Origin of the sequence: Kitasatospora sp. NPDC059803 (genome assembly GCF_042732255.1) — a bacterium.
Taxonomy (GTDB): domain Bacteria; phylum Actinomycetota; class Actinomycetes; order Streptomycetales; family Streptomycetaceae; genus Kitasatospora.
In genome coordinates this window covers 6,802-28,427 of sequence record NZ_JBHWIJ010000026.1, presented here as the reverse complement: position 1 = coordinate 28,427, position 21,626 = coordinate 6,802, and the positions used below count along the sequence as shown (strand labels likewise).

The window sequence follows — 21,626 nt, the reverse complement described above, 5'->3', positions numbered from 1 at the left end:
TTTTCTTTCTCAAATTCTTTTGTTTTTGCTCCTCCACCTGCTACTTTGTTTTTCTAACCACCGCTGGTGAATCCTGACACCACACCTCGTGACGGTGCGAGGTGCTTCCGGCACCTCGGGCCCAAACCCGATCAAAGACCAACTGACGTCAGCACGGCGTACAGAACTGTCCTCAGGAGGACTGCAGTGGCGAAGGCGAAGTTCGAGCGGACGAAGCCCCACGTCAACATCGGCACCATTGGTCACATTGACCACGGTAAGACGACCCTTACCGCGGCCATCACCAAGGTGCTGCACGACGCTCACCCGGAGATCAACCCCTTCACGCCGTTCGACCAGATCGACAAGGCGCCGGAGGAGCGGCAGCGCGGTATCACCATCTCGATCGCGCACGTCGAGTACCAGACCGAGGCGCGTCACTACGCCCACGTCGACTGCCCGGGTCACGCGGACTACATCAAGAACATGATCACCGGTGCGGCCCAGATGGACGGTGCGATCCTCGTCGTCGCCGCCACCGACGGCCCGATGCCGCAGACCAAGGAGCACGTCCTCCTGGCCCGCCAGGTCGGCGTCCCCTACATCGTCGTCGCCCTGAACAAGGCCGACATGGTGGACGACGAGGAGATCCTGGAGCTCGTCGAGCTCGAGGTCCGCGAGCTCCTCTCGGAGTACGAGTTCCCGGGTGACGACCTGCCGGTCGTCCGCGTCTCCGCGCTGAAGGCGCTGGAGGGCGACAAGGAGTGGGGCGAGAAGCTCCTCGGCCTCATGGCCGCCGTGGACGAGGCCATCCCGACCCCGGCCCGCGCCGTGGACCAGCCGTTCCTGATGCCGATCGAGGACGTCTTCACGATCACCGGTCGTGGCACCGTCGTCACCGGTCGTATCGAGCGTGGCATCCTCAAGGTCAACGAGACTGTCGACATCATCGGCATCAAGGAGACCAAGACCACCACCACGGTCACCGGCATCGAGATGTTCCGCAAGCTGCTCGACGAGGGCCAGGCCGGTGAGAACGTCGGTCTGCTCCTCCGTGGCATCAAGCGCGAGGACGTCGAGCGCGGCCAGGTCATCATCAAGCCGGGTTCGGTCACGCCGCACACCGACTTCGAGGCCCAGTCCTACATCCTGTCGAAGGACGAGGGTGGCCGTCACACCCCGTTCTTCAACAACTACCGCCCGCAGTTCTACTTCCGTACCACGGACGTGACCGGCGTCGTGACCCTCCCCGAGGGCACCGAGATGGTCATGCCGGGCGACAACACCGCCATGACGGTCGCGCTGATCCAGCCGATCGCCATGGAGGAGGGCCTGAAGTTCGCCATCCGTGAGGGTGGCCGCACCGTGGGCGCCGGCCAGGTCACCAAGATCATCAAGTAATTGATGTTCTGACCTGTCTGTCCCGCACAGGCGAACCGAAGGGCTCCGCACACCCAGGTGTGCGGAGCCCTTCGGCCTTCATCAGGCCTTCACCCGCTCTCACAGCCTGCTCATGGCCGGCTGTTATTGTCGGGCGACCGTCCAGCCCGCCGTCGCGGAAAGTGGGATCCAACGCATGCCAACGGCACCACTGTTGTCGGTCGTGATGCCGATCTACAACGAGCAGGAGGCGCTCCCGCTGACCGTCGAGCGGCTGCGGCCGATCCTGGACGGGCTCGCGGTCGACTACGAGGTCGTGGGCGTCGACGACGGCAGTACGGACGCCACCCCCGTCGTCCTGCAGAAGGTCCGGCAGGACTGGCCGGAGTTCCGCATCGTCCGCTTCGCCCGCAACTCGGGACACCAGGCCGCGCTCACCGCCGGCATCCACCGGGCGCGCGGCGACTACGTGGTGAGCATCGACGCCGACCTCCAGGACCCGCCGGAGAAGATCCCGGAGATGCTCGACCTGGCCCGCGAGCAGGGCTTCGACGTCGTCTACGGCGTGCGCGGGGACCGCGCCACCGACACCGCCTTCAAGCGCCGGACGGCCGGCGCCTACTACTGGCTGATGCGCAAGCTGGTCGGCAAGCGGATGCCCAACCAGGCCGGCGACTTCCGCCTGCTCAGCCGTGCGGCCGTGGAGGCCCTCAAGCAGCTGCCCGAGCACCAGCCGGTCTACCGGCTGCTGGTGCCGTGGCTCGGCTTCCCCAGCGGCGAGGTGGTGTACGTCCGGGAGGAGCGGGTGGCTGGCGGCACCCACTACCCGCTGTCCAAGATGGTCCGGCTCGCACTGGACAGCGTGACCAACTTCTCCGCCGCCCCGCTGCGGCTGGCCACCTGGCTGGGCCTGGTGAGCTTCGTGGTCTGCCTGGCCCTCGCGGTCTACACCACTCTCTCGTACGCGCTCGGTGCGACCGTGCCCGGCTGGTCCTCGCTGTTCATCGGCATGCTCTTCATCGGCGCCGTGCAGCTGATCTGCGTCGGACTGTTGGGGGAGTACGTCGGCCGGATCTACTCGGCGGTGCAGGCCCGCCCGACCTACTTCGTCGGCTACGACTCGGCCGACGACGAACTGGCGCAGGACGACGCGGCGCACGGCGACGCGCGGGGCCCGGGCCGGTGACCGTCACCGAGGAACCGGCGGAGCCCGCCGAGCCGGCCCCGTCGACCCGCCGCCAGCTGCCGTCCTTCCTGGTCATCGGCGTGCTCAGCACCGTCTTCTACCTGGTGCTGTTCGTCGCCGCGCGATGGTTCACCGACCCGCAGGCGGCGAACCTGATCGCGCTGGCCGTCAGCGCGGTGGCCAACACCGCGGCCAACCGCCGCTTCACCTTCGGGGTCACCGGCTCGCAGGGCATGGTCCGGCACCAGCTGCAGGGCGCGGTGGCCTTCCTGATCGGGCTCGGCCTCAGCGCGGGCGTGCTCGCCCTGCTGGACCAGGTGGCGCCGAACGCCTCCCGGCCGGTGGAGGTCGCCGGACTGGTCGCCGCCAACGGCCTGGCCACGGTGGCCCGGTTCGTGCTGCTGAAGATCTGGGTCTTCCGGGGCTGAACCGGCGCTCGACGGCGCCCGTTACCGGCCGTTCGCGGACCGTCCACCCGGCCCCCTCAGCCCGTCGTGCCGACGGGCCCCTCGGTATGCTGTGGCTCGTAGCCTGCCCGCTGACGGTAGTGGAAGTCCGCACCCGGCCGGGGAGACGGGCGGCAGGGACTTGACCGAAGGGGCACGGCACCGTGTCGACCGTACATTCCTCGCCTGAGCGCGAGCTTCAACGTCCGACCGCACCGCCGGGGCCGCCGCCCGAGCCGATCACCAGTGGACGGTCCAGGCGCAACCCGCTCGTCCTGGCCGGGGGGCTGGCCCTGTCCTGGCTGGTGCCGACCGGGCTGGTCGCGCTGGACCTGGGCGTCCTGCTGCTGCCGCTGCTGCTGTTCTCCATAGCCGCCGTGCTCCGGGTCGGCGGCGTGCTGCTCGACCGGCTGTTCGTCGCCGGGCTGGTGCTCGCCGGTTCGGTGCTGACGTTCGGCCTGCTCTTCTCGCTCTGGCCGTGGGGCCTCTCGCCGGTCGCCACCAGCGGCCTGATGTTCAGCGTGGTGACGGTCGCCGCCTGGGCCGCCCGCCGCGGCCCGCGCCTGCCGTTGCGCTTCCGCTGGTCCGACCTGCTGGTCCTGGGCACCGGCTACGGCGTCTGGCACTACCTGTTCCACCCGATCGCGGGAACGTCGGCGGCCGAGCGGGTCGCCTACTTCGCCACGTCGGAGGACCGGCTCGCGCACTTCTCCTTCTTCTCCGGCATCCAGAACGTCGGCGGCTTCAACTTCCTCCACCAGGAGGCGGCCCGGTCCTACCTGATACCGCCGTCCGAGGTGACGTACCCGCAGGGCTCCCACTTCCTGCTGGCCTGGACGGACACCCTCGTCCACTCCGCCGCCGACTCCGGCGACATGCTCTACACCATGAACCGGTACTTCCTGTACCTGCTGGTGGGGTACGCGCTGTTCTGCGCCGCACTGGTCTGGGCGGCCCGGTGGATCGGCGGGCCGCGGCTGCGCGGCTGGCGCTGCGCGGCGGTGTGCGCGACCGTCGGCGCGATCATGTTCGCGAGCAACTACATGGACCTGATGGTCCACGGCTTCGACTCGACCTTCATCGGGCTGCTGCTGATAGCACTCGCGCTGGCCGTGATGATCCGGCCGGCGATGGGCACCACCGAGTTCGTGCTGGCCGCGTCGGCCGGGCTGATCACCGTCACCTACGCGTACAACATCTACGGCGCCTTCGTCGGCGTGGCACTGCTGGGCGCGCTGGTGGCGCACCGGCGCAAGTTCGCCGGGCGCTGGTGGTGGACCGCCGGCGCGCTGGCGTGCGCGCTGGGCGTGGCCGCGCTGCCGAGCGTCCTGTCCGTGCTGGGCAACCTCGACGTGGCCAGTGCCTCGAACATGAACGGCCCGAGCGTCGGGGCCGACCGCTCCATACTCATCGGCGGCGGGCTGCTCGGCCTGCTGGCCGCGGTCATGCCGCGCAACCGCCGGACGGCCGTCGGCCAGGCGCACCTCGCGGTCCTGCTCGGCACCGGCGGGCTGCTCAGCGCCTTCGCCGCCTACCAGCTGCACACCATCGGCAAGTACTCGTACTACTTCCACAAGATGACGGCCGTGGGCGTCGTGGTCAGCCTGATATCCCTCGGCGCCGTCGGGGTCATGCTGCAGAGCCCGTACCGGGGGACGGGCCGCACGCTGCCGAGCCGCCTCGGCGAGCTGGCGATATCCGGCCTCGCCGTCGCCGCCGCGCTCAGCCTCTTCGCCAACGTGCAGTGGGGCTTCCTGACCACCAAGGACAACCCGTCCGCCTGGTCCGGCAACCCGCTGGTGGCCTGGGGACGCGGCGAGTTCAAGGGGGACATGGGCCCCAAGGGCGCGCAGGCGCTCGACATATCGAGCAAGGGCCCGGTGATCGCGCTCTTCGCCAACGACGACTACAAGAACCTCAAGGCCACCTGGCTCGCCTCGCTGCTGAACCGGCGCGGGGGCGACATGACGGCGCTGTACGACATCCACTGGGTGTCCATCGGCGGCCCCCAGGTGAAGGAGGAGGACTACCAGAAGTCTCTGGGCCGCCTCAAGGGAGCCATCGACAAGCTCCCGGCCGCGCCCGTCCCGCCGACCGTCCTGACCGCCGACCGCTCCGTGGGCGACCGGATCAAGCGGGACCTGGCGGCGCAGGGTGTCACGGTGACGGTGCTGAGCGATCCTCAGAACCTGTGGACGGAGCCGTGGTCCCGTACCTTCCCGGGGGTCTGAGGGTGGGGCCCACCGTCATCGGACGTTCACGGCTACCCGCTACTATTCACAGCAATCGCACGGCCGGGCCGGCCTCGTGCGGAGACGTGTGGCAAGGTCGGCCGGTTAATTCGGTGATCATGTGATGAAGAACCCGATCGCCAAGCTGCTCGGGGTGCTACCCCCGGGGGCCCGGCTCGTGGTCGGTGGGACGGTCGTACTCGGGGCCTCGGCGTACGTCTACATGGCGCTCGTGGGCTACAGCCTGGGCACGGCCGGCGCAGCCAGGGTGACGATGCTCTGGACGATCGTGATGTCCGTCGGGTGGGGCCTGTTCCAGCCCGTCGAACTGGAGCTGACGCGGCTGGTCGCCGCCCGCAAGGTGTCCGGGGCGGGGGCACTGCCCGCGGTACGGCGGATGCTGCTGCTCGCCCTGGCGATCCTGGCCGCGGCCTGCGCCGTGCTGGCGGCCGCCGCCGGCCCGATCGCCGACCAGCTGTTCGGCGGCGACCGGACCCTCGTGGTGGCCCTCGCCGGCGGCATGGCGGGCCTCGCGGTGAGCTCGGTCTCCCGCGGTGCGCTGGCCGGCCTCGGGCTGTTCGGCCCCTACGGCACCCAGCTGGCCGTCGACGGTGCCCTGCGCATCGGGCTGGCCGCGCTGACCGCCGTCCTCGGGCTGCACTCGGCACTGGCCTTCGGCCTGATCCTGGTGGTCGCCCCGGTCGCCGCCTCGCTGATCGGCCTGCGCGGCATCCTCGCCGACCGCGCCCCCGGGCCGGAGGTGTCCTGGCGCCAGCTCACCAGCGGGCTCGGCCTGCTGATCGGCTCCGTGATGCTCAGCCAGCTGGTGGTGAACGCGACCGTCGTCTGCGTGCGCCTGCTCGCGCCGAAGCACTCCGAGGCGTCCGACGCCCTGGTCTTCGCCCTCGGCCAGGCCGTGGTGATGGCCCGCGTGCCGCTCTTCGCCTACAGCGCCCTCCAGGCCTCCATGGTCTCCGCGCTCTCGGGTGCCACCGCGGCCGGCGACCACGCCGAGTTCCGCAAGGTGCTGACCCGCACCACGGCGATCGTCGCCGCCATGTGCATCGGCGGCGGGCTGCCGGTCATCGCGCTCGGCGCCTGGCTCAACCCGCTGCTCTTCAACGCCAAGGACCTGCTCAACCCGCTGGACTTCACCTGGCTCGTCCTCGGCACGCTCTGCTACGTCCTCGCGACGGTCTTCGGCCAGGCGCTGATGTCGAGCGCCCAGCACCGCCGACAGCTGGTGGGCTGGACGGCCGGTTCCGTAGCATTGGTTGCGGTCGCCCTCTCCCCGGGCGACGTCGGTCTCCGTGCCGAGCTCGCGTACCTGGCCGGCGCGCTGATCAGCGCCGTCCTGATGCTGTGGGCGCTGTACCGCGCGTTCCCCTCCAGCCCTGCCGCCTCCGGGCGCTCCGGGCTGGACAACAGGAGCGCGGCCGAGCCGCTGCGGACCTCGTGACGGTGGGGGACCGGACTGTGATTGGCCGACGACGCCCGTGATCACCACCGACAGACAGACCGAGGCACGCGACGCCGTGCCGTTCGCCAAGCATGGAGCCCCTGTGTCCGACTATGACAACGTCTGGCTGGTGATCCCGGCCTACAACGAAGGCCAGGTGATCGCCGAGGTCGTGGAGGGGGCACGCAAGACCTTCCCCAACATCGTGGTGATCGACGACGGCTGCACCGACGACACGGCGAAGCACGTCATGACGACCGGCGCCCACCTGGTGCGGCACCCGGTCAACCTGGGCCAGGGCGCAGCGCTGCAGACCGGCCTGAAGTACGCGCTGGAGCAGGAGGGCGCCGAGTACTTCGCCACCTTCGACGCGGACGGCCAGCACCAGACCGCCGACGTGGAGAAGATGGTGGCGCTGCTGCGCCAGGACGAGGCCGACATCGTGCTCGGCTCCCGCTTCATCGAGCAGACCGGCCAGGTGCCGTGGATCAAGCGGGTCGTGCTCCGCACCGCCGCCGCGGTCAGCCCGACCGCCCGCAAGCTCAAGCTCACCGACGCGCACAACGGTCTGCGCGTGATGAACCGGGAGGCGGCCAGCCGCATCCGGATCACCATGAACGGCATGGCCCACGCTTCGGAGATCGTCTCCTTCCTCGCCGGCTCGGACCTCCGGGTGGCAGAGGTGCCGGTGGACATCCTCTACACCGACTACTCGCGCGCCAAGGGCCAGTCCCTGATCAACGGCGTGAACATCCTCTTCGACATCTCGCTGCGGGAGCGTAACCGCCGATGAATCACCTCTGGATCCAGCTGATCCTCGTCCTGGCCGCCGTGGGCATGGCCCTCCTGTTCGTCCGGCGCTGGGACGCCGCGAACACCCGGGCGTGGAAGCGCATCGCCTTCTCGCTCTTCGTCGTCGCCAACGTCATCGCGATCCTGTGGCCGGCCGGCGTGACCAAGCTGGCCACCGCGCTGGGCGTCGGCCGTGGCACGGACCTGGTGCTCTACCTGATGGTCATCGCCATGGGCTTCCTCACGCTCAACACCTACCTGCGCTTCCGGTCGCTGGAGAAGAAGCTCACCGACCTGGCCCGTACGGTCGCCATCACCGAGGGCGTCCGTCACAACAACGACCGCCTCGACGCTCCGGTCGGCTCCGACCACTGATCGCGCTCCACGCGACAGGGCACGAGGCCTGAGGGCCGGCACCCCCGACGGGGTGCCGGCCCTCAGCCGTGCGTGCGGGCGAGCGCGCCGCCGGAGAGGCCGGCGAACGATCCCGTCGACCGTCGGCCACCGAGCCGAACGGTGACGCCCGTTCATCCGTTGTGGAAGAAGGGGGCGCCAATAGGTGCCGCCTTTTTGGGCTCCGGAAAATCCGGACATTACCGAGTTCATTCATCCCCCGGCCGCCCGGCGGACGTATTTCCTTGTGTCAGAATTTCCGATTGGCGGCCTCTGTACACCCGATCTCCGCCCCCCGGAGCCGGTGTGGGCCGACCGGCTGACGCACGGGCCCGGCAAAGCTGGTTGACTTGGGGCGCCCGCTGGCCGCGGCCGGGCGGCACCGAAGCGTGATCCAGGACCAGGAGGTGCGGCGCCGTCATGAGCGTCGATTTCGTCATCCCGTACTACGGCGATCCGGAGTACCTGTTCGCCACCATCGACAGCATCCGGGCCCAGCACCAGCAGGACTGGCGGCTGACCATCGTGGACGACCAGTACCCGGGCTTCCGGGCGCCCCAGTACATCGAGAGCCTGAACGACGAGCGGATCCGGTACATCCGCAACGCGGAGCGGCTGGGGCCCAACGGCAACACCTACAAGGCCTCCACCCTGGCCGAGCGCGAGTTCGTCTCGATGATGGGCGCCGACGACCTGCTGGAGCCCGACTACCTGGACGTCGTCCTGGAGCGCCTGCGGGCCGACCCGAACGCGATCGCCGTCCAGCCGGGCGTGCGGGTGATGGACAGCGACGGGACCCTGGTGCCCTCGCTCGGCATCGGCGACAAGGTCAAGCGCCGGATCAGCGCGCCGGCCCGCAAGGCCGGGGTGATCAGCGGCGAGGCCGCGGTGAAGAGCCTGCTGTCCGGCAACTGGCTGTACACGCCGTCGCTCACGTACCGCCAGTCCGCGCTGTCGAAGATCCCGTACCGCCCGGACATCGACGCCATCCACGACCTGGCGTTCATGGTCGACATGCTGATGGAGGGCGGCAACCTGCTGGTCGACGAGCGCGAGGTGTTCCGCTACCGGCGCCACCAGGCCAGCGACTCCTCGAACCGGGTCAAGGACGGCAAGCGCTTCGACGAGGAGCTGCGGTACTACTCGCTGATCTCCAAGGAACTGCGCGCCAAGGGCTGGACCAACGCTGCGCGCTCGGCCGACCTGCACCTCTCGTCCCGCCTGCACGCCCTGATGGTCGCCGCCGGCCGGCTCGGCGCGGGTGACTTCTCCCACGCCGGCGCCATGGTCGGCCGCGCGGTCCGCAGCAGCTGACCCGAGCGGGTCCGAGGGCGGTGCCGGCAGCCGGCCGGACGCCCCCGGGTCACGGCGCCCCCGAGGCGCCCGGCCGAATTCGACGGGGCGGGAGTAAGCGCTTCGGTCGGCCGCTGGGCTCTGGGTGGGTGAGGGGGTGCTCATGGGGAGCACCGACGACCGACCGGGCGGATCCTGCTGAACCACCACGCCCCAGCCCCGACACGGCCGGAACGGGGTTCTTGCCCGAGGCCTCGGCTTCTGGTAAGCGCCCTATGATGGCCGCTGATCGCCGGTCCACTGCGCCATTCTTCGCCACTCATCGGACGTGGCCACTGCACGGAAGTGACTGACATGACTGATCTGGCCACCAGCCCGGTCGGCGGCTCCCGCAAGGGGTCGCTCGAACCGGAGGGCGCGATCGCGCCCCGCCCCGGACGGCTCGACGGCCTGCTGGAGCGCCCCTGGGCGGTCCGCTCGGCCGAGGCCCTGGTCTCGATCGTGGCGGCGTTCGGCTTCGCGCTGCTCTGCACCCGCATCGACGTCAACCCGCTGAACCGGGTGGGCCAGGTCAGCGGTCTGGCCATGCTCCAGAAGTACGCCGCCATCGTGGGCCTGCCCATCCTGGCGGTGCTGCTGTACGCCGCCTACCGGGGCAGCCTGGCCCGGTACCAGCTGGCCCAGCGGCTGGTCTGCGCGGCCGTCGCGGGACTGGCCACCGGCGCGGTCGCGGGCGGGATCGCGGTGGCGCTGAACGGCACCCAGTGGGGCCTCGGCGGTCAGGAGGGCGACCCGGGCAACCTCATGGGCATGGCCAACGACATGCTGCGCGGCAAGGGCCTGCCCGGGGTCTACCCGCCCGGCTTCCCGGCGCTGCTGGCGGTCTGGTCGAAGCTGTTCTACGGCGGCGTCGGCGGCGTCGGCTACGCCATGAAGGACGTCCAGCTGATCTGCAGCGCACTGGTCGGCCCGATGGCGTACCTCTCCTGGCGGCTGATGCTGCGGCCGGTCTGGGCGCTGCTGATCGCCGTCCCGTCGGCGATCCTCTTCCTCGACCCGATCCGGCCGTACAGCCACGTCACGATGCTGGTCATGGTGCCGATGCTGGCCGCCGCCCTGCGGGAGCTGCGCCGGTCGCACGAGCTGTCGACCCGGTCCACGGTGCTGCGCGGCCTCGGCTTCGGCGTCTCGTTCGGCCTGATGTTCCTCTGGTACTCGGGCTGGTTCGTCTGGGCCGCGCCCGGCGTCCTCGTCCTGACGCTGTTCGTCATCCCGTGGCGCCAGGGCGCCGCCCGGATCAAGCGGGTGCTGCTGTTCCTCGGCGTGACGCTGGTGAGCGCCGGCGTGGTCGGCTCGCCGCTGCTGTACGAGCTGGTGCGGCTGGGCGCCCAGGCCAAGGACCGGTACGCGTACCTCTCGGTGTACATCGACCCGGCGTACATCATGGGCTGGGCCTCGGACCGCAACGGCGACCTGAACTACCACGACTTCCCGTGGCACGGTGAGCTCGCCGGGCAGAGCGCCTACACCCTGCTGCTGCTCGCCGGGGTCGCGCTGGCGCTGGGCCTCGGGCTGCGCAGCATCACCGTCCGGACCGTGACGGCCACCCTGATCAGCGCCTGGCTGCTGCGCTTCTGGTTCGCCTCCCAGATGGCCCAGACCAAGTCCATCCAGCTGTACCCGCGGACGACCTGGATCATCCTGTACGCGTTGATGATCCTCGCGGTGCTCGGCCTGATGTTCCTCGTCCAGCGGGGCGCCGGCTGGCTGCGCACGGTGCAGCGGGTCGCCGCCGTCGGGCGGCCGGCGCCGTTGACCCTGCGGCCCGCGGTCACCGGCCGGCTGGTCGCCGGCGCGGTCTGCGCGGTGGCGCTGTTCGCCACCATGGCCGCCTCCTGGTCGGCGGACCGCTACATGCCGACCACGAAGCCCGAGTACGTGCCGGTCGCCGGGGCCAAGGGCATCGACATGGGCGCGGACGCCTGGCGCGCCCACATCCTGGTGAACCGCGACGGCAAGTGCCCGAAGTACGACCCGGCCGGGCCGACCGACTGCGCGCCGGTGAACAAGGAGCTCAAGGAGTACAACAACGAGCCCGACAAGGGTCAGCTGTGGTGCGCCAACGTGACCGGCGACGAGTGGGCGCTGACCTGCGGGAGCAAGCGACCCTGGTGACGCGGGTCCGCGGCGGTGCGCGCCGCGGCTGAGAACGGTCACCCGATCGGGGCCGGTGAGGGCGACCTCACCGGCCCCGATTGGCATCCGGGCTGCTCCATGTGGCAGTATGTCCAAGTTGCTCGGTTGAGTTGCCGATGCTGTGCGCCTCCCGCCGGGAGGACTGGAAGCGAGTCCCAGGTACTCGTCGTTCCCGTGATGGCCGTTAAGCGTGAAGTCGACGCCACGGCAGCTGCGGGGCGAAAGTACGGGAATCTTCCGGGAAGTGCATGCGGGGCCTCGGCCCGGCCCCCCCACCCCGAAAGTTTGAAACCGACGAGCTTTTCGCCGGTTTTTTGCAAGCGCGAGCGCGACACGCCCGAGCGCGGGGGTCGGAGGGTGGTCGTGCAGTGACTAAGGACAAAGGACTACTGAGTAGCCATGGCGGGACAGAAGATCCGCATCCGGCTCAAGGCCTACGACCACGAGGTCATCGATTCCTCGGCGAAGAAGATCGTCGAGACGGTGATCCGAACTGGTGCGCAGGTCGCAGGCCCGGTGCCGCTGCCCACTGAGAAGAACGTGTACTGCGTCATCCGCTCGCCGCACAAGTACAAGGACTCGCGCGAGCACTTCGAGATGCGTACTCACAAGCGTCTGATCGACATCCTCGACCCCACGCCGAAGACGGTTGACTCGCTCATGCGTCTCGACCTGCCGGCTGGCGTCGACATCGAGATCAAGCTCTGAGAGGCGCACCGAAGATGGCTAAGCAGATTAAGGGCATCCTGGGCGAGAAGCTCGGCATGACCCAGGTCTGGGACGAGAACAACCGGATCGTTCCGGTGACCGTCGTCAAGGCTGGGCCCAATGTCGTGACCCAGGTCCACACCGCTGACAGTCCGGCCGGCTACGACGCCGTCCAGATCGGCTTCGGCGAGATCGACCCCCGCAAGGTGAACAAGCCCCTCGCGGGCCACTTCGCCAAGGCCGGTGTCACCCCGCGCCGCCACCTGGTCGAGCTCCGTACCTCGGACGCGTCCGAGTACACCCTCGGCCAGGAGATCACCGCGGAGCTGTTCGAGGCGGGTGTCAAGGTCGACGTGACCGGCACCTCCAAGGGCAAGGGCTTCGCCGGTGTCATGAAGCGCCACAACTTCCGGGGCCTCGGCGCCGGTCACGGTGTGCAGCGCAAGCACCGCTCGCCCGGCTCGATCGGTGGCTGCGCCACCCCGGGTCGCGTGTTCAAGGGCATGAGGATGGCCGGCCGGATGGGCCACGAGCGCGTGACCACCCAGAACCTGACCGTCCATGCCGTTGACGCGGAGAAGGGGCTGCTCCTGATCAAGGGCGCAATCCCGGGTCCGAACGGCGGCCTCGTCCTCGTCCGCACCGCGGCGAAGGGGCTGTGAGGATATGAGCACCATTGACATCCTGTCGCCCTCGGGCGACAAGACCGGCAGCCTCGAGCTGCCGGCCGAGATCTTCGACGCGAAGGTCAGCGTTCCGCTGATGCACCAGGTCGTCGTGGCGCAGCTCGCTGCGGCCCGTCAGGGCACCCACAAGACCAAGACTCGTGCCGAGGTCCGCGGTGGCGGCCGTAAGCCGTACCGCCAGAAGGGCACCGGCCGCGCCCGTCAGGGCTCGACCCGCGCCCCGCAGTTCGCCGGCGGTGGCGTCGTGCACGGTCCCGTGCCGCGCGACTACTCGCAGCGGACCCCGAAGAAGATGATCGCCGCCGCCCTGCGCGGTGCGCTCACCGACCGGGCCCGCCACAACCGCATCCACGTCGTCACCGACGTGATCGCGGCCGAGGCGCCGTCGACCAAGGCCGCCAAGGGTCTGTTCGGCAAGATCACCGAGCGCAAGAACATCCTCCTCGTCGTCGAGCGTGCCGACGAGCTGGGTCTGAAGAGCGCCCGCAACCTGCCGCACGTGCACATCCTGGACGCCGGTCAGCTGAACACCTACGACGTGCTCGTCTCCGACGATGTGGTCTTCACCCAGGCCGCCTTCGAGCGTTTCGTGGCGGGTCCCGCCGCGTCCGCCAAGGCCGTGGCTGCTGAGGGCGAGCTCGAAGGGAGCGCCGCCTGATGGCTGCAGAGATCACGAGCAAGACGTTCACGGACCCCCGTGACGTCCTGGTGAAGCCGGTCATCTCGGAGAAGAGCTACTCGCTCCTCGACGAGAACAAGTACACGTTCGTCGTGTCGCCCGGTGCCAACAAGACCCAGATCAAGCAGGCCGTCGAGGCGGTCTTCTCGGTCAAGGTCGAGTCCGTCAACACGCTCAACCGTCAGGGCAAGCGCAAGCGCTCCAAGACGGGCTTTGGCAAGCGCAAGGACACCAAGCGCGCCATCGTGACGCTGGCTGAGGGCAACCGCATCGACATCTTCGGTGGTCCGGTCTCCTAACGGAGATCGTGATCGTCGATAAGGACGAGGACGAGAGAGCCAAATGGGCATCCGCAAGTACAAGCCGACTACGCCGGGCCGTCGTGGCTCCAGCGTGGCCGACTTCGTAGAGATCACGCGGTCCACGCCGGAGAAGTCGCTGGTTCGCCCCCTGCACAGCAAGGGCGGCCGTAACAACGCCGGTCGGATCACCGTTCGCCACCAGGGTGGCGGGCACAAGCGCGCCTACCGCGTGATCGACTTCCGTCGTCACGACAAGGACGGCGTGCCGGCCAAGGTCGCGCACATCGAGTACGACCCGAACCGCACCGCGCGCATCGCGCTCCTGCACTACGCGGACGGCGAGAAGCGCTACATCATCGCGCCGCGCGGCATCGCGCAGGGTGACCGGATCGAGAACGGCGCTGGCGCCGACATCAAGCCGGGCAACAACCTGCCGCTGCGCAACATCCCGGTCGGTACCACCATCCACGCGGTGGAGCTGCGTCCCGGTGGCGGTGCCAAGATGGCCCGCTCCGCCGGTGCCGGCATCCAGCTGCTGGCGCGTGAGGGCAAGATGGCGCACCTGCGCATGCCCTCCGGTGAGATCCGCCTGGTGGACGCGCGCTGCCGCGCCACCGTCGGCGAGGTCGGCAACGCCGAGCAGTCGAACATCAACTGGGGCAAGGCCGGCCGTATGCGCTGGAAGGGCGTTCGCCCGACCGTGCGTGGTGTCGCCATGAACCCGATCGACCACCCGCACGGTGGTGGTGAGGGTAAGACCTCTGGTGGCCGCCACCCGGTCTCGCCGTGGGGCCAGAAGGAGGGTCGCACTCGTAGCCCGAAGAAGGCTTCGAACGCCCTCATCGTGCGCCGCCGCAAGACCAACAAGAAGCGCTAGGAGCAGGTCAGATGCCGCGCAGTCTCAAGAAGGGCCCCTTCATCGACGGCCACCTTCTCAAGAAGGTGGACGCGCAGAACGAGGCGGGTACCCAGAACGTCATCAAGACCTGGTCCCGTCGCTCCGTGATCTTCCCGGCCATGCTCGGCCACACGATCGCGGTGCACGATGGCCGTAAGCACGTCCCGGTGTTCGTCACCGAGTCGATGGTCGGCCACAAGCTCGGCGAGTTCGCGCCGACGCGTACCTTCCGCGGTCACGTCAAGGACGACCGCAAGTCGAAGCGTCGCTAGTCGCCAGCGAGATTACCGACTCAATGACTTACACCAGCAAGGGGACAACCATGGAAGCCAGGGCCCAGGCGCGGTACATCCGCGTCACGCCCATGAAGGCCCGCCGCGTGGTGGACCTCATCCGTGGCCTTCCGGCCACGGAGGCCCAGGCCGTCCTGCGTTTCGCTCCGCAGGCCGCCACCGTGCCCGTCGGCAAGGTGCTCGACAGCGCCATTGCCAACGCCGCGCACAACTACAACCACTCCAACGTGGACGACCTCGTCATTAGCGAGGCGTACGTTGACGAGGGCCCGACCCTGAAGCGGTTCCGTCCGCGTGCGCAGGGTCGTGCCTACCGGATCCGCAAGCGGACCAGCCACATCACCGTGGTCGTCAGCAGCAAGGAAGGGACCCGGTAATGGGCCAGAAGGTTAACCCGCACGGGTTCCGCCTCGGCATCAGCACGGACTTCAAGTCCCGCTGGTACGCCGACAAGCTGTACAAGGACTACGTCAAGGAAGACGTTGCCATTCGTCGCATGATGACGAAGGGCATGGAGCGCGCCGGCATCTCCAAGGTCGAGATCGAGCGCACCCGCGACCGCGTCCGCGTTGACATCCACACCGCCCGCCCCGGCATCGTCATCGGCCGCCGTGGCACCGAGGCCGACCGCATCCGCGGCGACCTCGAGAAGCTGACCGGCAAGCAGGTCCAGCTGAACATCCTCGAGGTCAAGAACCCCGAGCTGGACGCCCAGCTCGTGGCTCAGGGCGTCGCGGAGCAGCTGTCCTCCCGCGTCTCCTTCCGCCGTGCCATGCGCAAGTCGATGCAGGGCACCATGAAGTCCGGCGCCAAGGGCATCAAGGTCCAGTGCTCCGGTCGTCTCGGCGGCGCCGAGATGAGCCGCTCGGAGTTCTACCGCGAGGGCCGTGTGCCGCTGCACACCCTGCGCGCGAACGTCGACTACGGCTTCTTCGAGGCCAAGACGACCTTCGGCCGCATCGGTGTGAAGGTCTGGATCTACAAGGGCGACGTCAAGAACATCGCCGAGGTCCGCGCTGAGAACGCCGCTGCCCGCTCGGGCAACCGCCCGGCCCGTCCCGAGGGTGGTCGTCCCGCCCGCGGTGGCGAGCGCCGTGGTGGCGAGCGCGGTGGCCGCGGCCGTCGCCCCGCCGCGTCCGAGGCCCCCGCGGCCGCGGCCGCGGAGGCTCCGGCTGCCGAGAACACCGGAACGGAGGCCTGACTCCAATGCTGATCCCCCGTCGGGTCAAGCACCGCAAGCAGCACCACCCCAAGCGCCGTGGCGCTGCCAAGGGTGGCACCGAGCTCGCCTTCGGCGAGTACGGCATCCAGGCCGTCACCCCGGCCTACGTGACGAACCGGCAGATCGAGTCCGCTCGTATCGCCGTCACCCGTCACATCAAGCGTGGCGGCAAGGTCTGGATCAACATCTACCCGGACCGTCCGCTCACCAAGAAGCCGGCCGAGACCCGCATGGGTTCCGGTAAGGGTTCGCCCGAGTGGTGGATCGCGAACGTGCACCCGGGTCGGGTCATGTTCGAGCTGTCGTACCCCAACGAGAAGGTGGCTCGTGAGGCGCTGACCCGCGCAGCTCACAAGCTCCCGATGAAGTGCCGGATCATCCGGCGCGAGGCAGGTGAGAGCTGATGTCGGCCGGCACCAAGGCTGCTGACCTCCGCGAGCTGGACAACGAGGGTCTCGTTGCCAAGCTCCGTGAGGCCAAGGAGGAGCTGTTCAACCTCCGCTTCCAGGCGGCGACCGGGCAGCTCGACAACCACGGACGGCTCAAGCTCGTCCGTAAGGACATCGCGCGGATCTACACCCTGATGCGCGAGCGCGAGCTGGGCATCGAGACGGTGGAGAACGCCTGATGACTGAGAACACCAACGAGACGCGCGGTTTCCGCAAGACCCGTGAGGGTCTCGTCGTCAGCGACAAGATGGACAAGACCGTCGTCGTCGCCGTCGAGGACCGCGTCAAGCACGCTCTGTACGGCAAGGTCATCCGCCGTACGAACAAGCTGAAGGCGCACGACGAGGCGAACGCCTGCGGCATCGGCGACCGGGTCCTCCTCGCGGAGACCCGCCCGCTGTCCGCGACGAAGCGCTGGCGCGTCGTCGAGATCCTCGAGAAGGCCAAGTAACGAAGTTGATGCGGTACGGCCGTATGTGCACCAGGCCCCTCGCGGGCGCTGGTGTGAGCAGCGGCCGGCCCGTCAGCTCTCGTTGACGATCAGGAGAAAGCTGTGATCCAGCAGGAGTCGCGACTGCGAGTCGCCGACAACACGGGCGCGAAGGAAATCCTTTGCATCCGCGTTCTCGGTGGTTCCGGTCGCCGCTACGCCGGCATCGGGGACGTCATCGTCGCGACCGTCAAGGACGCGATCCCCGGCGGTTCGGTGAAGAAGGGTGACGTCGTCAAGTGCGTCGTCGTCCGTACCGTGAAGTCGCGTCGTCGTCCGGATGGCTCGTACATCCGCTTCGACGAGAACGCCGCGGTCGTTCTGAAGAACACCGATGGTGACCCCCGTGGTACCCGCATCTTCGGCCCGGTGGGCCGCGAGCTGCGTGACAAGAAGTTCATGAAGATCATCTCGCTTGCGCCGGAGGTGCTCTAACCCATGGCGAACAGCATGAAGATCAAGAAGGGTGACCTGGTTCAGGTCATCACCGGCAAGGACCGCGGCAAGCAGGGCAAGGTCATTCAGGCCATGCCCGCCGAGAACAAGGTCCTGGTCGAGGGTGTGAACCGGGTCAAGAAGCACACCAAGCCGGGCCCGGGCACTCAGGGTGGCATCGTCACCGTCGAGGCCCCGGTGCACGTCTCCAACGTCCAGCTGGTCGTGGAGAAGGACGGCAAGAAGGTCGTCACCCGCGTTGGCTACCGCTTCGATGACGAGGGCAACAAGATCCGCGTTGCCAAGCGAACCGGTGAGGACATCTGATGTCTGAGACGACTGTTGAGAAGGTGACCCCCCGTCTCAAGGAGCGTTACAACTCCGAGATCAAGGGTCAGCTGCAGGAGCAGTTCTCGTACGAGAACGTCATGCTGACGCCCGGCCTGGTCAAGGTCGTCGTCAACATGGGTGTCGGCGAGGCCGCCCGTGACAGCAAGCTGATCGAGGGCGCGATCCGCGACCTCACCGCCATCACCGGTCAGAAGCCGGCGGTGACGAAGGCTCGCAAGTCCATCGCGCAGTTCAAGCTGCGTGAGGGCCAGCCGATCGGCACCCACGTCACCCTCCGCGGTGACCGCATGTGGGAGTTCCTGGACCGTCTGGTGTCGCTGGCCCTGCCGCGTATCCGTGACTTCCGTGGCCTCTCCCCGAAGCAGTTCGACGGCCGTGGCAACTACACCTTCGGTCTGACCGAGCAGGTCATGTTCCACGAGATCGACCAGGACAAGGTCGACCGTCAGCGCGGTATGGACATCACCGTCGTGACCACCGCCCAGACCGACGACGAGGGCCGGGCGCTCCTGCGCGCTCTGGGCTTCCCGTTCAAGGAGGCGTAACCACATGGCGAAGAAGTCCCTCATCGCGAAGGCCGAGCGCAAGCCGAAGTTCGGCGTCCGGGCCTACACCCGGTGCCAGCGCTGCGGCCGTCCGCACTCGGTGTACCGCAAGTTCGGCCTCTGCCGTGTCTGCCTTCGTGAGATGGCGCACCGCGGCGAGCTGCCGGGCGTGACCAAGAGCTCCTGGTAGTCCAGGACCTCGCGGTAATGCCATAGCGAAGCAGGTGTGCCCGACCCCACAGCGCCCCTTTTTTGGGGCTGCGTACGGAATCCCGTAGGGTAGTGAGGTCGGGCCCCCTGTCGCGGGAGCTCCATAGCTGCCGTCGACCCTCTTCGGAGGGCTCGCACCCAGTCTTACGACGCCGCAGGTCCCCTGCGTCTGTGCCCCTGCCGCACTCCTCGGAGTGCGGCGGGGGGACCTGGCGCGGAGAAACCACGGCGAGAGAGGCCTGAGGCCATCATGACCATGACCGACCCCATCGCAGACATGCTCACGCGTCTGCGTAACGCTAACTCGGCGTACCACGATTCCGTGGCGATGCCGGCCAGCAAGATCAAGGCGCACGTCGCCGAGATCCTGCAGCAGGAGGGGTACATCTCCTCCTACAAGGTTGAGGAGCCCGTTGAGGGCGAGGTCGGCAAGAAGCTGACCATCGAGCTCAAGTTCGGCCCCAACCGTGAGCGCTCGATCGCTGGCATCAAGCGGATCAGCAAGCCGGGCCTGCGGGTCTACGCAAAGTCCACCAACCTGCCGAAGGTGCTCGGCGGCCTGGGCGTGGCGATCATCTCCACGTCCTCGGGTCTCCTCACCGACAAGCAGGCCGCCAAGAAGGGCGTAGGCGGAGAAGTTCTCGCCTACGTCTGGTAATTCGGGAAACGGAGGTACAGCAATGTCGCGCATTGGACGGCTGCCCATCCAGGTCCCCGCTGGCGTGGACGTCACCATCGATGGCCGGGCGGTCTCGGTGAAGGGCCCCAAGGGCTCCCTCACCCACGTTGTCGCCGCGCCGATCGAGATCGGTAAGGGCGAGGACGGCACGCTGCTCGTCACCCGCCCCAACGACGAGCGTCTGTCGAAGGCCCTGCACGGCCTTTCCCGCACGCTGGTGGCGAACATGATCACCGGCGTGACCGCGGGCTACCGCAAGTCGCTGGAGATCAGCGGTGTCGGCTACCGAGTTCTGGCGAAGGGCTCCGACATGGAGTTCCAGCTGGGCTACAGCCACCCGATCCTGGTCGAGGCCCCTGAGGGCATTTCCTTCGTCGTCGAGTCGGCCACCAAGTTCCACGTGGACGGCATCGACAAGCAGAAGGTCGGCGAGGTCGCCGCGAAGATCCGCAAGCTGCGCAAGCCCGACCCGTACAAGGCCAAGGGCGTCAAGTACGCGGGCGAGGTCATCCGCCGCAAGGTCGGAAAGAGTGGTAAGTAAGCGATGAGCGTCTCTGTCAAGATCGGCAAGGGCAACGCCTACAAGAGCGCCGCTCGCAAGCGCCGCGCGATCCGCGTTCGCAAGCGCGTCGTCGGCACCGAGGTGCGTCCGCGCCTCGTCGTGACGCGCTCGAACCGTCACATGGTCGCCCAGGTCATCGACGACGCCAAGGGTCACACCCTGGCGTCGGCGTCCACCCTCGACGTGTCCATCAAGGGCGCCGAGGGCGACAAGACCGAGCTGGCCAAGAAGGTCGGGAGCCTGGTCGCCGAGCGCGCCAAGGCCGCCGGCATCGAGTCGGTCGTCTTCGACCGCGCGGGCAACCGGTACGCCGGCCGCATCGCCGCCCTGGCGGACGCGGCTCGCGAGGCCGGGCTCGACTTCTAAGCCGCTCGTCGACTCAGTCGACGGACGTAATCGAGAGAGGTAATTCCAATGGCTGGACCCCAGCGCCGCGGTAGCGGCGCCGGCGGTGGCACCGGCGGTGGCGAGCGGCGCGACCGTAAGCGTGACGACCGGGGCAACGCCCCCGCCGTCGAGAAGACCGCTTACGTCGAGCGCGTTGTCGCGATCAACCGTGTCGCCAAGGTTGTCAAGGGTGGTCGTCGTTTCAGCTTCACCGCGCTGGTCGTGGTGGGCGACGGTGACGGCACCGTGGGTGTCGGTTACGGGAAGGCGAAGGAGGTTCCGGCCGCCATCGCCAAGGGTGTTGAGGAGGCCAAGAAGAACTTCTTCAAGGTCCCCCGTATCCAGGGCACCATCCCGCACCCGATCCAGGGTGAGAAGGCCGCCGGCGTCGTGCTCCTGAAGCCCGCCGCCCCCGGTACCGGTGTTATCGCCGGTGGTCCGGTGCGCGCCGTCCTGGAGTGCGCCGGCATTCACGACATCCTGTCGAAGTCGCTCGGCTCGGACAACGCGATCAACATCGTGCACGCCACCGTGGCTGCTCTGAAGGGCCTCGTGCGCCCCGAGGAGATCGCCGCTCGTCGTGGCCTGCCGCTGGAGGACGTGGCTCCCGCTGCTCTGCTGCGGGCGCGTGCTGCAGGGGTGAGCGCCTGATGGCTCGCCTGAAGATCACGCAGACCAAGTCGTACATCGGCAGCAAGCAGAATCACCGTGACACCCTGCGTTCGCTTGGTCTCAAGCGCATGCACGACGTCGTGGTGAAGGAGGACCGTCCCGAGATCCGCGGGATGGCCCAAACGGTCCGTCACCTGGTGACGGTTGAGGAGGTGGACTGATCATGGGCGACAACCCGATCAAGATCCACAACCTGCGTCCCGCCCCGGGTGCCAAGACCGACAAGATCCGCGTGGGTCGTGGTGAGGCCTCCAAGGGTAAGACCGCCGGTCGTGGTACCAAGGGCACCAAGGCCCGCTACCAGGTTCCGCAGCGCTTCGAGGGTGGCCAGATGCCGCTCCACATGCGCCTGCCGAAGCTGAAGGGCTTCAAGAACCCGTTCAAGATCACGTTCCAGGTCGTCAACCTCGACAAGCTGGCCGAGCTCTACCCGCAGGGTGGAGAGGTCACCGTCGAGGACCTGGTCGCCAAGGGCGCGGTTCGCAAGAACTCCCTCGTCAAGGTGCTCGGCACCGGCGAGATCTCGGTTGCGCTGCAGGTGACGGTCGACGCCGTCTCCGGCTCCGCCGCCGAGAAGATCACCGCCGCTGGCGGTACCGTCACCGAGCTCGTCTGAGCCCGCTGACTTCCGTGCGAGCCCCGCACCTCCCCGGCCGGGGGGCGGGGGGGCGGGCGGTTCGCGGGGGGCGGGGTTGCGGGGAGG

The 21,626-nt window shown here is 68.4% G+C and carries 30 protein-coding genes; all 30 read left to right on the top strand.

Features of this window, described 5'->3' with window-relative positions:
* Nucleotides 1-186: 186 nt before the first annotated feature.
* The 30 genes from tuf (at nucleotide 187) to rplO (ending at nucleotide 21,539) form a co-directional block, all read left to right on the top strand.
* Nucleotides 187-1,380 carry an elongation factor Tu gene (gene tuf / locus ACFV6I_RS06965; protein WP_063348956.1) on the top strand — a complete coding sequence of 398 codons (1,194 nt, stop codon included), beginning with the start codon at nucleotides 187-189 and terminating at the stop codon, nucleotides 1,378-1,380.
* Between the two features lie 175 nt (nucleotides 1,381-1,555).
* Nucleotides 1,556-2,545 (top strand): glycosyltransferase family 2 protein, encoded by a 990-nt coding sequence (locus ACFV6I_RS06960; RefSeq protein ID WP_380338817.1) that lies wholly within the window; start codon nucleotides 1,556-1,558, stop codon nucleotides 2,543-2,545.
* Nucleotides 2,542-2,973 carry a GtrA family protein gene (locus ACFV6I_RS06955; protein ID WP_380423798.1) on the top strand — a complete coding sequence of 144 codons (432 nt, stop codon included), beginning with the start codon at nucleotides 2,542-2,544 and terminating at the stop codon, nucleotides 2,971-2,973. Before ACFV6I_RS06960 ends, ACFV6I_RS06955 begins: the two co-directional genes overlap by 4 nt.
* A gap of 182 nt (nucleotides 2,974-3,155) precedes the next feature.
* A complete protein-coding gene (locus tag ACFV6I_RS06950; RefSeq protein ID WP_380423797.1) occupies nucleotides 3,156-5,222 on the top strand; it encodes a hypothetical protein in 2,067 nt (688 codons plus the stop codon).
* 124 nt (nucleotides 5,223-5,346) lie between these two features.
* Nucleotides 5,347-6,681 carry a hypothetical protein gene (locus ACFV6I_RS06945; protein WP_380423796.1) on the top strand — a complete coding sequence of 445 codons (1,335 nt, stop codon included), beginning with the start codon at nucleotides 5,347-5,349 and terminating at the stop codon, nucleotides 6,679-6,681.
* 103 nt (nucleotides 6,682-6,784) lie between these two features.
* The gene (locus tag ACFV6I_RS06940; protein WP_063348961.1) at nucleotides 6,785-7,474 is read left to right on the top strand and encodes a glycosyltransferase family 2 protein; all 690 of its coding nucleotides are present in this window, start codon (nucleotides 6,785-6,787) and stop codon (nucleotides 7,472-7,474) included.
* On the top strand, nucleotides 7,471-7,848 hold the full coding sequence (locus ACFV6I_RS06935) for a DUF2304 domain-containing protein (protein ID WP_063348962.1): 378 nt from the start codon (nucleotides 7,471-7,473) through the stop codon (nucleotides 7,846-7,848). The genes ACFV6I_RS06940 and ACFV6I_RS06935 overlap by 4 nt, the downstream gene beginning before the upstream one ends.
* Before the next feature lie 438 nt (nucleotides 7,849-8,286).
* Nucleotides 8,287-9,180 carry a glycosyltransferase gene (locus ACFV6I_RS06930; RefSeq protein WP_063348963.1) on the top strand — a complete coding sequence of 298 codons (894 nt, stop codon included), beginning with the start codon at nucleotides 8,287-8,289 and terminating at the stop codon, nucleotides 9,178-9,180.
* Between the two features lie 333 nt (nucleotides 9,181-9,513).
* Nucleotides 9,514-11,334, top strand: a complete 1,821-nt coding sequence (locus tag ACFV6I_RS06925) for a hypothetical protein (RefSeq protein ID WP_380369554.1) — start codon at nucleotides 9,514-9,516, stop codon at nucleotides 11,332-11,334.
* Between the two features lie 420 nt (nucleotides 11,335-11,754).
* Nucleotides 11,755-12,063, top strand: a complete 309-nt coding sequence (gene rpsJ, locus ACFV6I_RS06920; protein WP_012785157.1) for a 30S ribosomal protein S10 — start codon at nucleotides 11,755-11,757, stop codon at nucleotides 12,061-12,063.
* A 14-nt stretch (nucleotides 12,064-12,077) separates the two neighbouring features.
* Nucleotides 12,078-12,725, top strand: a complete 648-nt coding sequence (rplC, locus tag ACFV6I_RS06915; RefSeq protein ID WP_063348965.1) for a 50S ribosomal protein L3 — start codon at nucleotides 12,078-12,080, stop codon at nucleotides 12,723-12,725.
* 4 nt (nucleotides 12,726-12,729) lie between these two features.
* Nucleotides 12,730-13,407: a 50S ribosomal protein L4 gene (gene rplD, locus ACFV6I_RS06910; RefSeq protein ID WP_063348966.1), complete on the top strand. Its 678-nt coding sequence runs from the start codon at nucleotides 12,730-12,732 to the stop codon at nucleotides 13,405-13,407.
* Nucleotides 13,407-13,727, top strand: a complete 321-nt coding sequence (rplW, locus tag ACFV6I_RS06905; RefSeq protein WP_063348967.1) for a 50S ribosomal protein L23 — start codon at nucleotides 13,407-13,409, stop codon at nucleotides 13,725-13,727. Before rplD ends, rplW begins: the two co-directional genes overlap by 1 nt.
* 43 nt (nucleotides 13,728-13,770) lie before the next feature.
* Nucleotides 13,771-14,607, top strand: a complete 837-nt coding sequence (gene rplB / locus ACFV6I_RS06900; RefSeq protein WP_063348968.1) for a 50S ribosomal protein L2 — start codon at nucleotides 13,771-13,773, stop codon at nucleotides 14,605-14,607.
* A gap of 11 nt (nucleotides 14,608-14,618) precedes the next feature.
* Nucleotides 14,619-14,900, top strand: a complete 282-nt coding sequence (gene rpsS, locus ACFV6I_RS06895; RefSeq protein ID WP_030055821.1) for a 30S ribosomal protein S19 — start codon at nucleotides 14,619-14,621, stop codon at nucleotides 14,898-14,900.
* 50 nt (nucleotides 14,901-14,950) lie between these two features.
* Nucleotides 14,951-15,298 (top strand): 50S ribosomal protein L22, encoded by a 348-nt coding sequence (gene rplV, locus ACFV6I_RS06890; RefSeq protein WP_030055822.1) that lies wholly within the window; start codon nucleotides 14,951-14,953, stop codon nucleotides 15,296-15,298.
* Nucleotides 15,298-16,122 carry a 30S ribosomal protein S3 gene (gene rpsC, locus ACFV6I_RS06885; RefSeq protein ID WP_063348969.1) on the top strand — a complete coding sequence of 275 codons (825 nt, stop codon included), beginning with the start codon at nucleotides 15,298-15,300 and terminating at the stop codon, nucleotides 16,120-16,122. The genes rplV and rpsC overlap by 1 nt, the downstream gene beginning before the upstream one ends.
* 5 nt (nucleotides 16,123-16,127) lie before the next feature.
* Nucleotides 16,128-16,547: a 50S ribosomal protein L16 gene (gene rplP / locus ACFV6I_RS06880; protein ID WP_030055824.1), complete on the top strand. Its 420-nt coding sequence runs from the start codon at nucleotides 16,128-16,130 to the stop codon at nucleotides 16,545-16,547.
* A complete protein-coding gene (gene rpmC, locus ACFV6I_RS06875; RefSeq protein ID WP_063348970.1) occupies nucleotides 16,547-16,771 on the top strand; it encodes a 50S ribosomal protein L29 in 225 nt (74 codons plus the stop codon). The genes rplP and rpmC overlap by 1 nt, the downstream gene beginning before the upstream one ends.
* Nucleotides 16,771-17,043 (top strand): 30S ribosomal protein S17, encoded by a 273-nt coding sequence (gene rpsQ / locus ACFV6I_RS06870; RefSeq protein WP_030055826.1) that lies wholly within the window; start codon nucleotides 16,771-16,773, stop codon nucleotides 17,041-17,043. The genes rpmC and rpsQ overlap by 1 nt, the downstream gene beginning before the upstream one ends.
* 102 nt (nucleotides 17,044-17,145) lie before the next feature.
* A complete protein-coding gene (gene rplN, locus ACFV6I_RS06865) occupies nucleotides 17,146-17,517 on the top strand; it encodes a 50S ribosomal protein L14 (protein WP_030393301.1) in 372 nt (123 codons plus the stop codon).
* A 15-nt stretch (nucleotides 17,518-17,532) separates the two neighbouring features.
* Complete coding sequence (gene rplX, locus ACFV6I_RS06860) at nucleotides 17,533-17,844, top strand: 50S ribosomal protein L24 (RefSeq protein ID WP_030055828.1); 312 nt, start codon at nucleotides 17,533-17,535, stop codon at nucleotides 17,842-17,844.
* Nucleotides 17,844-18,413, top strand: a complete 570-nt coding sequence (gene rplE / locus ACFV6I_RS06855; protein WP_030393302.1) for a 50S ribosomal protein L5 — start codon at nucleotides 17,844-17,846, stop codon at nucleotides 18,411-18,413. The genes rplX and rplE overlap by 1 nt, the downstream gene beginning before the upstream one ends.
* Nucleotides 18,414-18,417: 4 nt before the next feature.
* The gene (locus ACFV6I_RS06850; RefSeq protein ID WP_030393303.1) at nucleotides 18,418-18,603 is read left to right on the top strand and encodes a type Z 30S ribosomal protein S14; all 186 of its coding nucleotides are present in this window, start codon (nucleotides 18,418-18,420) and stop codon (nucleotides 18,601-18,603) included.
* A 270-nt stretch (nucleotides 18,604-18,873) separates the two neighbouring features.
* Nucleotides 18,874-19,281, top strand: a complete 408-nt coding sequence (gene rpsH / locus ACFV6I_RS06845) for a 30S ribosomal protein S8 (RefSeq protein ID WP_030055831.1) — start codon at nucleotides 18,874-18,876, stop codon at nucleotides 19,279-19,281.
* Between the two features lie 22 nt (nucleotides 19,282-19,303).
* Nucleotides 19,304-19,843 carry a 50S ribosomal protein L6 gene (gene rplF, locus ACFV6I_RS06840; RefSeq protein ID WP_063348971.1) on the top strand — a complete coding sequence of 180 codons (540 nt, stop codon included), beginning with the start codon at nucleotides 19,304-19,306 and terminating at the stop codon, nucleotides 19,841-19,843.
* Between the two features lie 3 nt (nucleotides 19,844-19,846).
* Entirely contained in the window at nucleotides 19,847-20,230 is a 384-nt protein-coding gene (gene rplR / locus ACFV6I_RS06835; protein ID WP_030280785.1) for a 50S ribosomal protein L18, read from the top strand.
* A gap of 48 nt (nucleotides 20,231-20,278) precedes the next feature.
* On the top strand, nucleotides 20,279-20,902 hold the full coding sequence (gene rpsE / locus ACFV6I_RS06830; RefSeq protein WP_030055834.1) for a 30S ribosomal protein S5: 624 nt from the start codon (nucleotides 20,279-20,281) through the stop codon (nucleotides 20,900-20,902).
* The gene (gene rpmD / locus ACFV6I_RS06825) at nucleotides 20,902-21,084 is read left to right on the top strand and encodes a 50S ribosomal protein L30 (protein WP_030251557.1); all 183 of its coding nucleotides are present in this window, start codon (nucleotides 20,902-20,904) and stop codon (nucleotides 21,082-21,084) included. Before rpsE ends, rpmD begins: the two co-directional genes overlap by 1 nt.
* 2 nt (nucleotides 21,085-21,086) lie before the next feature.
* Nucleotides 21,087-21,539, top strand: coding sequence for a 50S ribosomal protein L15 (rplO, locus tag ACFV6I_RS06820; protein WP_376086152.1), 453 nt, complete (start codon nucleotides 21,087-21,089; stop codon nucleotides 21,537-21,539).
* Nucleotides 21,540-21,626: the final 87 nt, after the last annotated feature.

Bases quoted from the DNA above. Each gene is read 5' to 3' on its own strand.
- ACFV6I_RS06960 (WP_380338817.1), top strand. From the start codon at position 1,556: ATGCCAACGGCACCACTGTTGTCGGTCGTGATGCCGATCTACAACGAG.
- ACFV6I_RS06945 (WP_380423796.1), top strand. From the start codon at position 5,347: ATGAAGAACCCGATCGCCAAGCTGCTCGGGGTGCTACCCCCGGGGGCC.
- ACFV6I_RS06935 (WP_063348962.1), top strand. From the start codon at position 7,471: ATGAATCACCTCTGGATCCAGCTGATCCTCGTCCTGGCCGCCGTGGGC.
- ACFV6I_RS06930 (WP_063348963.1), top strand. From the start codon at position 8,287: ATGAGCGTCGATTTCGTCATCCCGTACTACGGCGATCCGGAGTACCTG.
- ACFV6I_RS06925 (WP_380369554.1), top strand. From the start codon at position 9,514: ATGACTGATCTGGCCACCAGCCCGGTCGGCGGCTCCCGCAAGGGGTCG.
- rpsJ (WP_012785157.1), top strand. From the start codon at position 11,755: ATGGCGGGACAGAAGATCCGCATCCGGCTCAAGGCCTACGACCACGAG.
- rplC (WP_063348965.1), top strand. From the start codon at position 12,078: ATGGCTAAGCAGATTAAGGGCATCCTGGGCGAGAAGCTCGGCATGACC.
- rplD (WP_063348966.1), top strand. From the start codon at position 12,730: ATGAGCACCATTGACATCCTGTCGCCCTCGGGCGACAAGACCGGCAGC.
- rplW (WP_063348967.1), top strand. From the start codon at position 13,407: ATGGCTGCAGAGATCACGAGCAAGACGTTCACGGACCCCCGTGACGTC.
- rplB (WP_063348968.1), top strand. From the start codon at position 13,771: ATGGGCATCCGCAAGTACAAGCCGACTACGCCGGGCCGTCGTGGCTCC.
- rpsS (WP_030055821.1), top strand. From the start codon at position 14,619: ATGCCGCGCAGTCTCAAGAAGGGCCCCTTCATCGACGGCCACCTTCTC.
- rplV (WP_030055822.1), top strand. From the start codon at position 14,951: ATGGAAGCCAGGGCCCAGGCGCGGTACATCCGCGTCACGCCCATGAAG.
- rpsC (WP_063348969.1), top strand. From the start codon at position 15,298: ATGGGCCAGAAGGTTAACCCGCACGGGTTCCGCCTCGGCATCAGCACG.
- rplP (WP_030055824.1), top strand. From the start codon at position 16,128: ATGCTGATCCCCCGTCGGGTCAAGCACCGCAAGCAGCACCACCCCAAG.
- rpmC (WP_063348970.1), top strand. From the start codon at position 16,547: ATGTCGGCCGGCACCAAGGCTGCTGACCTCCGCGAGCTGGACAACGAG.
- rpsQ (WP_030055826.1), top strand. From the start codon at position 16,771: ATGACTGAGAACACCAACGAGACGCGCGGTTTCCGCAAGACCCGTGAG.
- rplX (WP_030055828.1), top strand. From the start codon at position 17,533: ATGAAGATCAAGAAGGGTGACCTGGTTCAGGTCATCACCGGCAAGGAC.
- rplE (WP_030393302.1), top strand. From the start codon at position 17,844: ATGTCTGAGACGACTGTTGAGAAGGTGACCCCCCGTCTCAAGGAGCGT.
- ACFV6I_RS06850 (WP_030393303.1), top strand. From the start codon at position 18,418: ATGGCGAAGAAGTCCCTCATCGCGAAGGCCGAGCGCAAGCCGAAGTTC.
- rpsH (WP_030055831.1), top strand. From the start codon at position 18,874: ATGACCATGACCGACCCCATCGCAGACATGCTCACGCGTCTGCGTAAC.
- rplF (WP_063348971.1), top strand. From the start codon at position 19,304: ATGTCGCGCATTGGACGGCTGCCCATCCAGGTCCCCGCTGGCGTGGAC.
- rplR (WP_030280785.1), top strand. From the start codon at position 19,847: ATGAGCGTCTCTGTCAAGATCGGCAAGGGCAACGCCTACAAGAGCGCC.
- rpsE (WP_030055834.1), top strand. From the start codon at position 20,279: ATGGCTGGACCCCAGCGCCGCGGTAGCGGCGCCGGCGGTGGCACCGGC.
- rpmD (WP_030251557.1), top strand. From the start codon at position 20,902: ATGGCTCGCCTGAAGATCACGCAGACCAAGTCGTACATCGGCAGCAAG.
- rplO (WP_376086152.1), top strand. From the start codon at position 21,087: ATGGGCGACAACCCGATCAAGATCCACAACCTGCGTCCCGCCCCGGGT.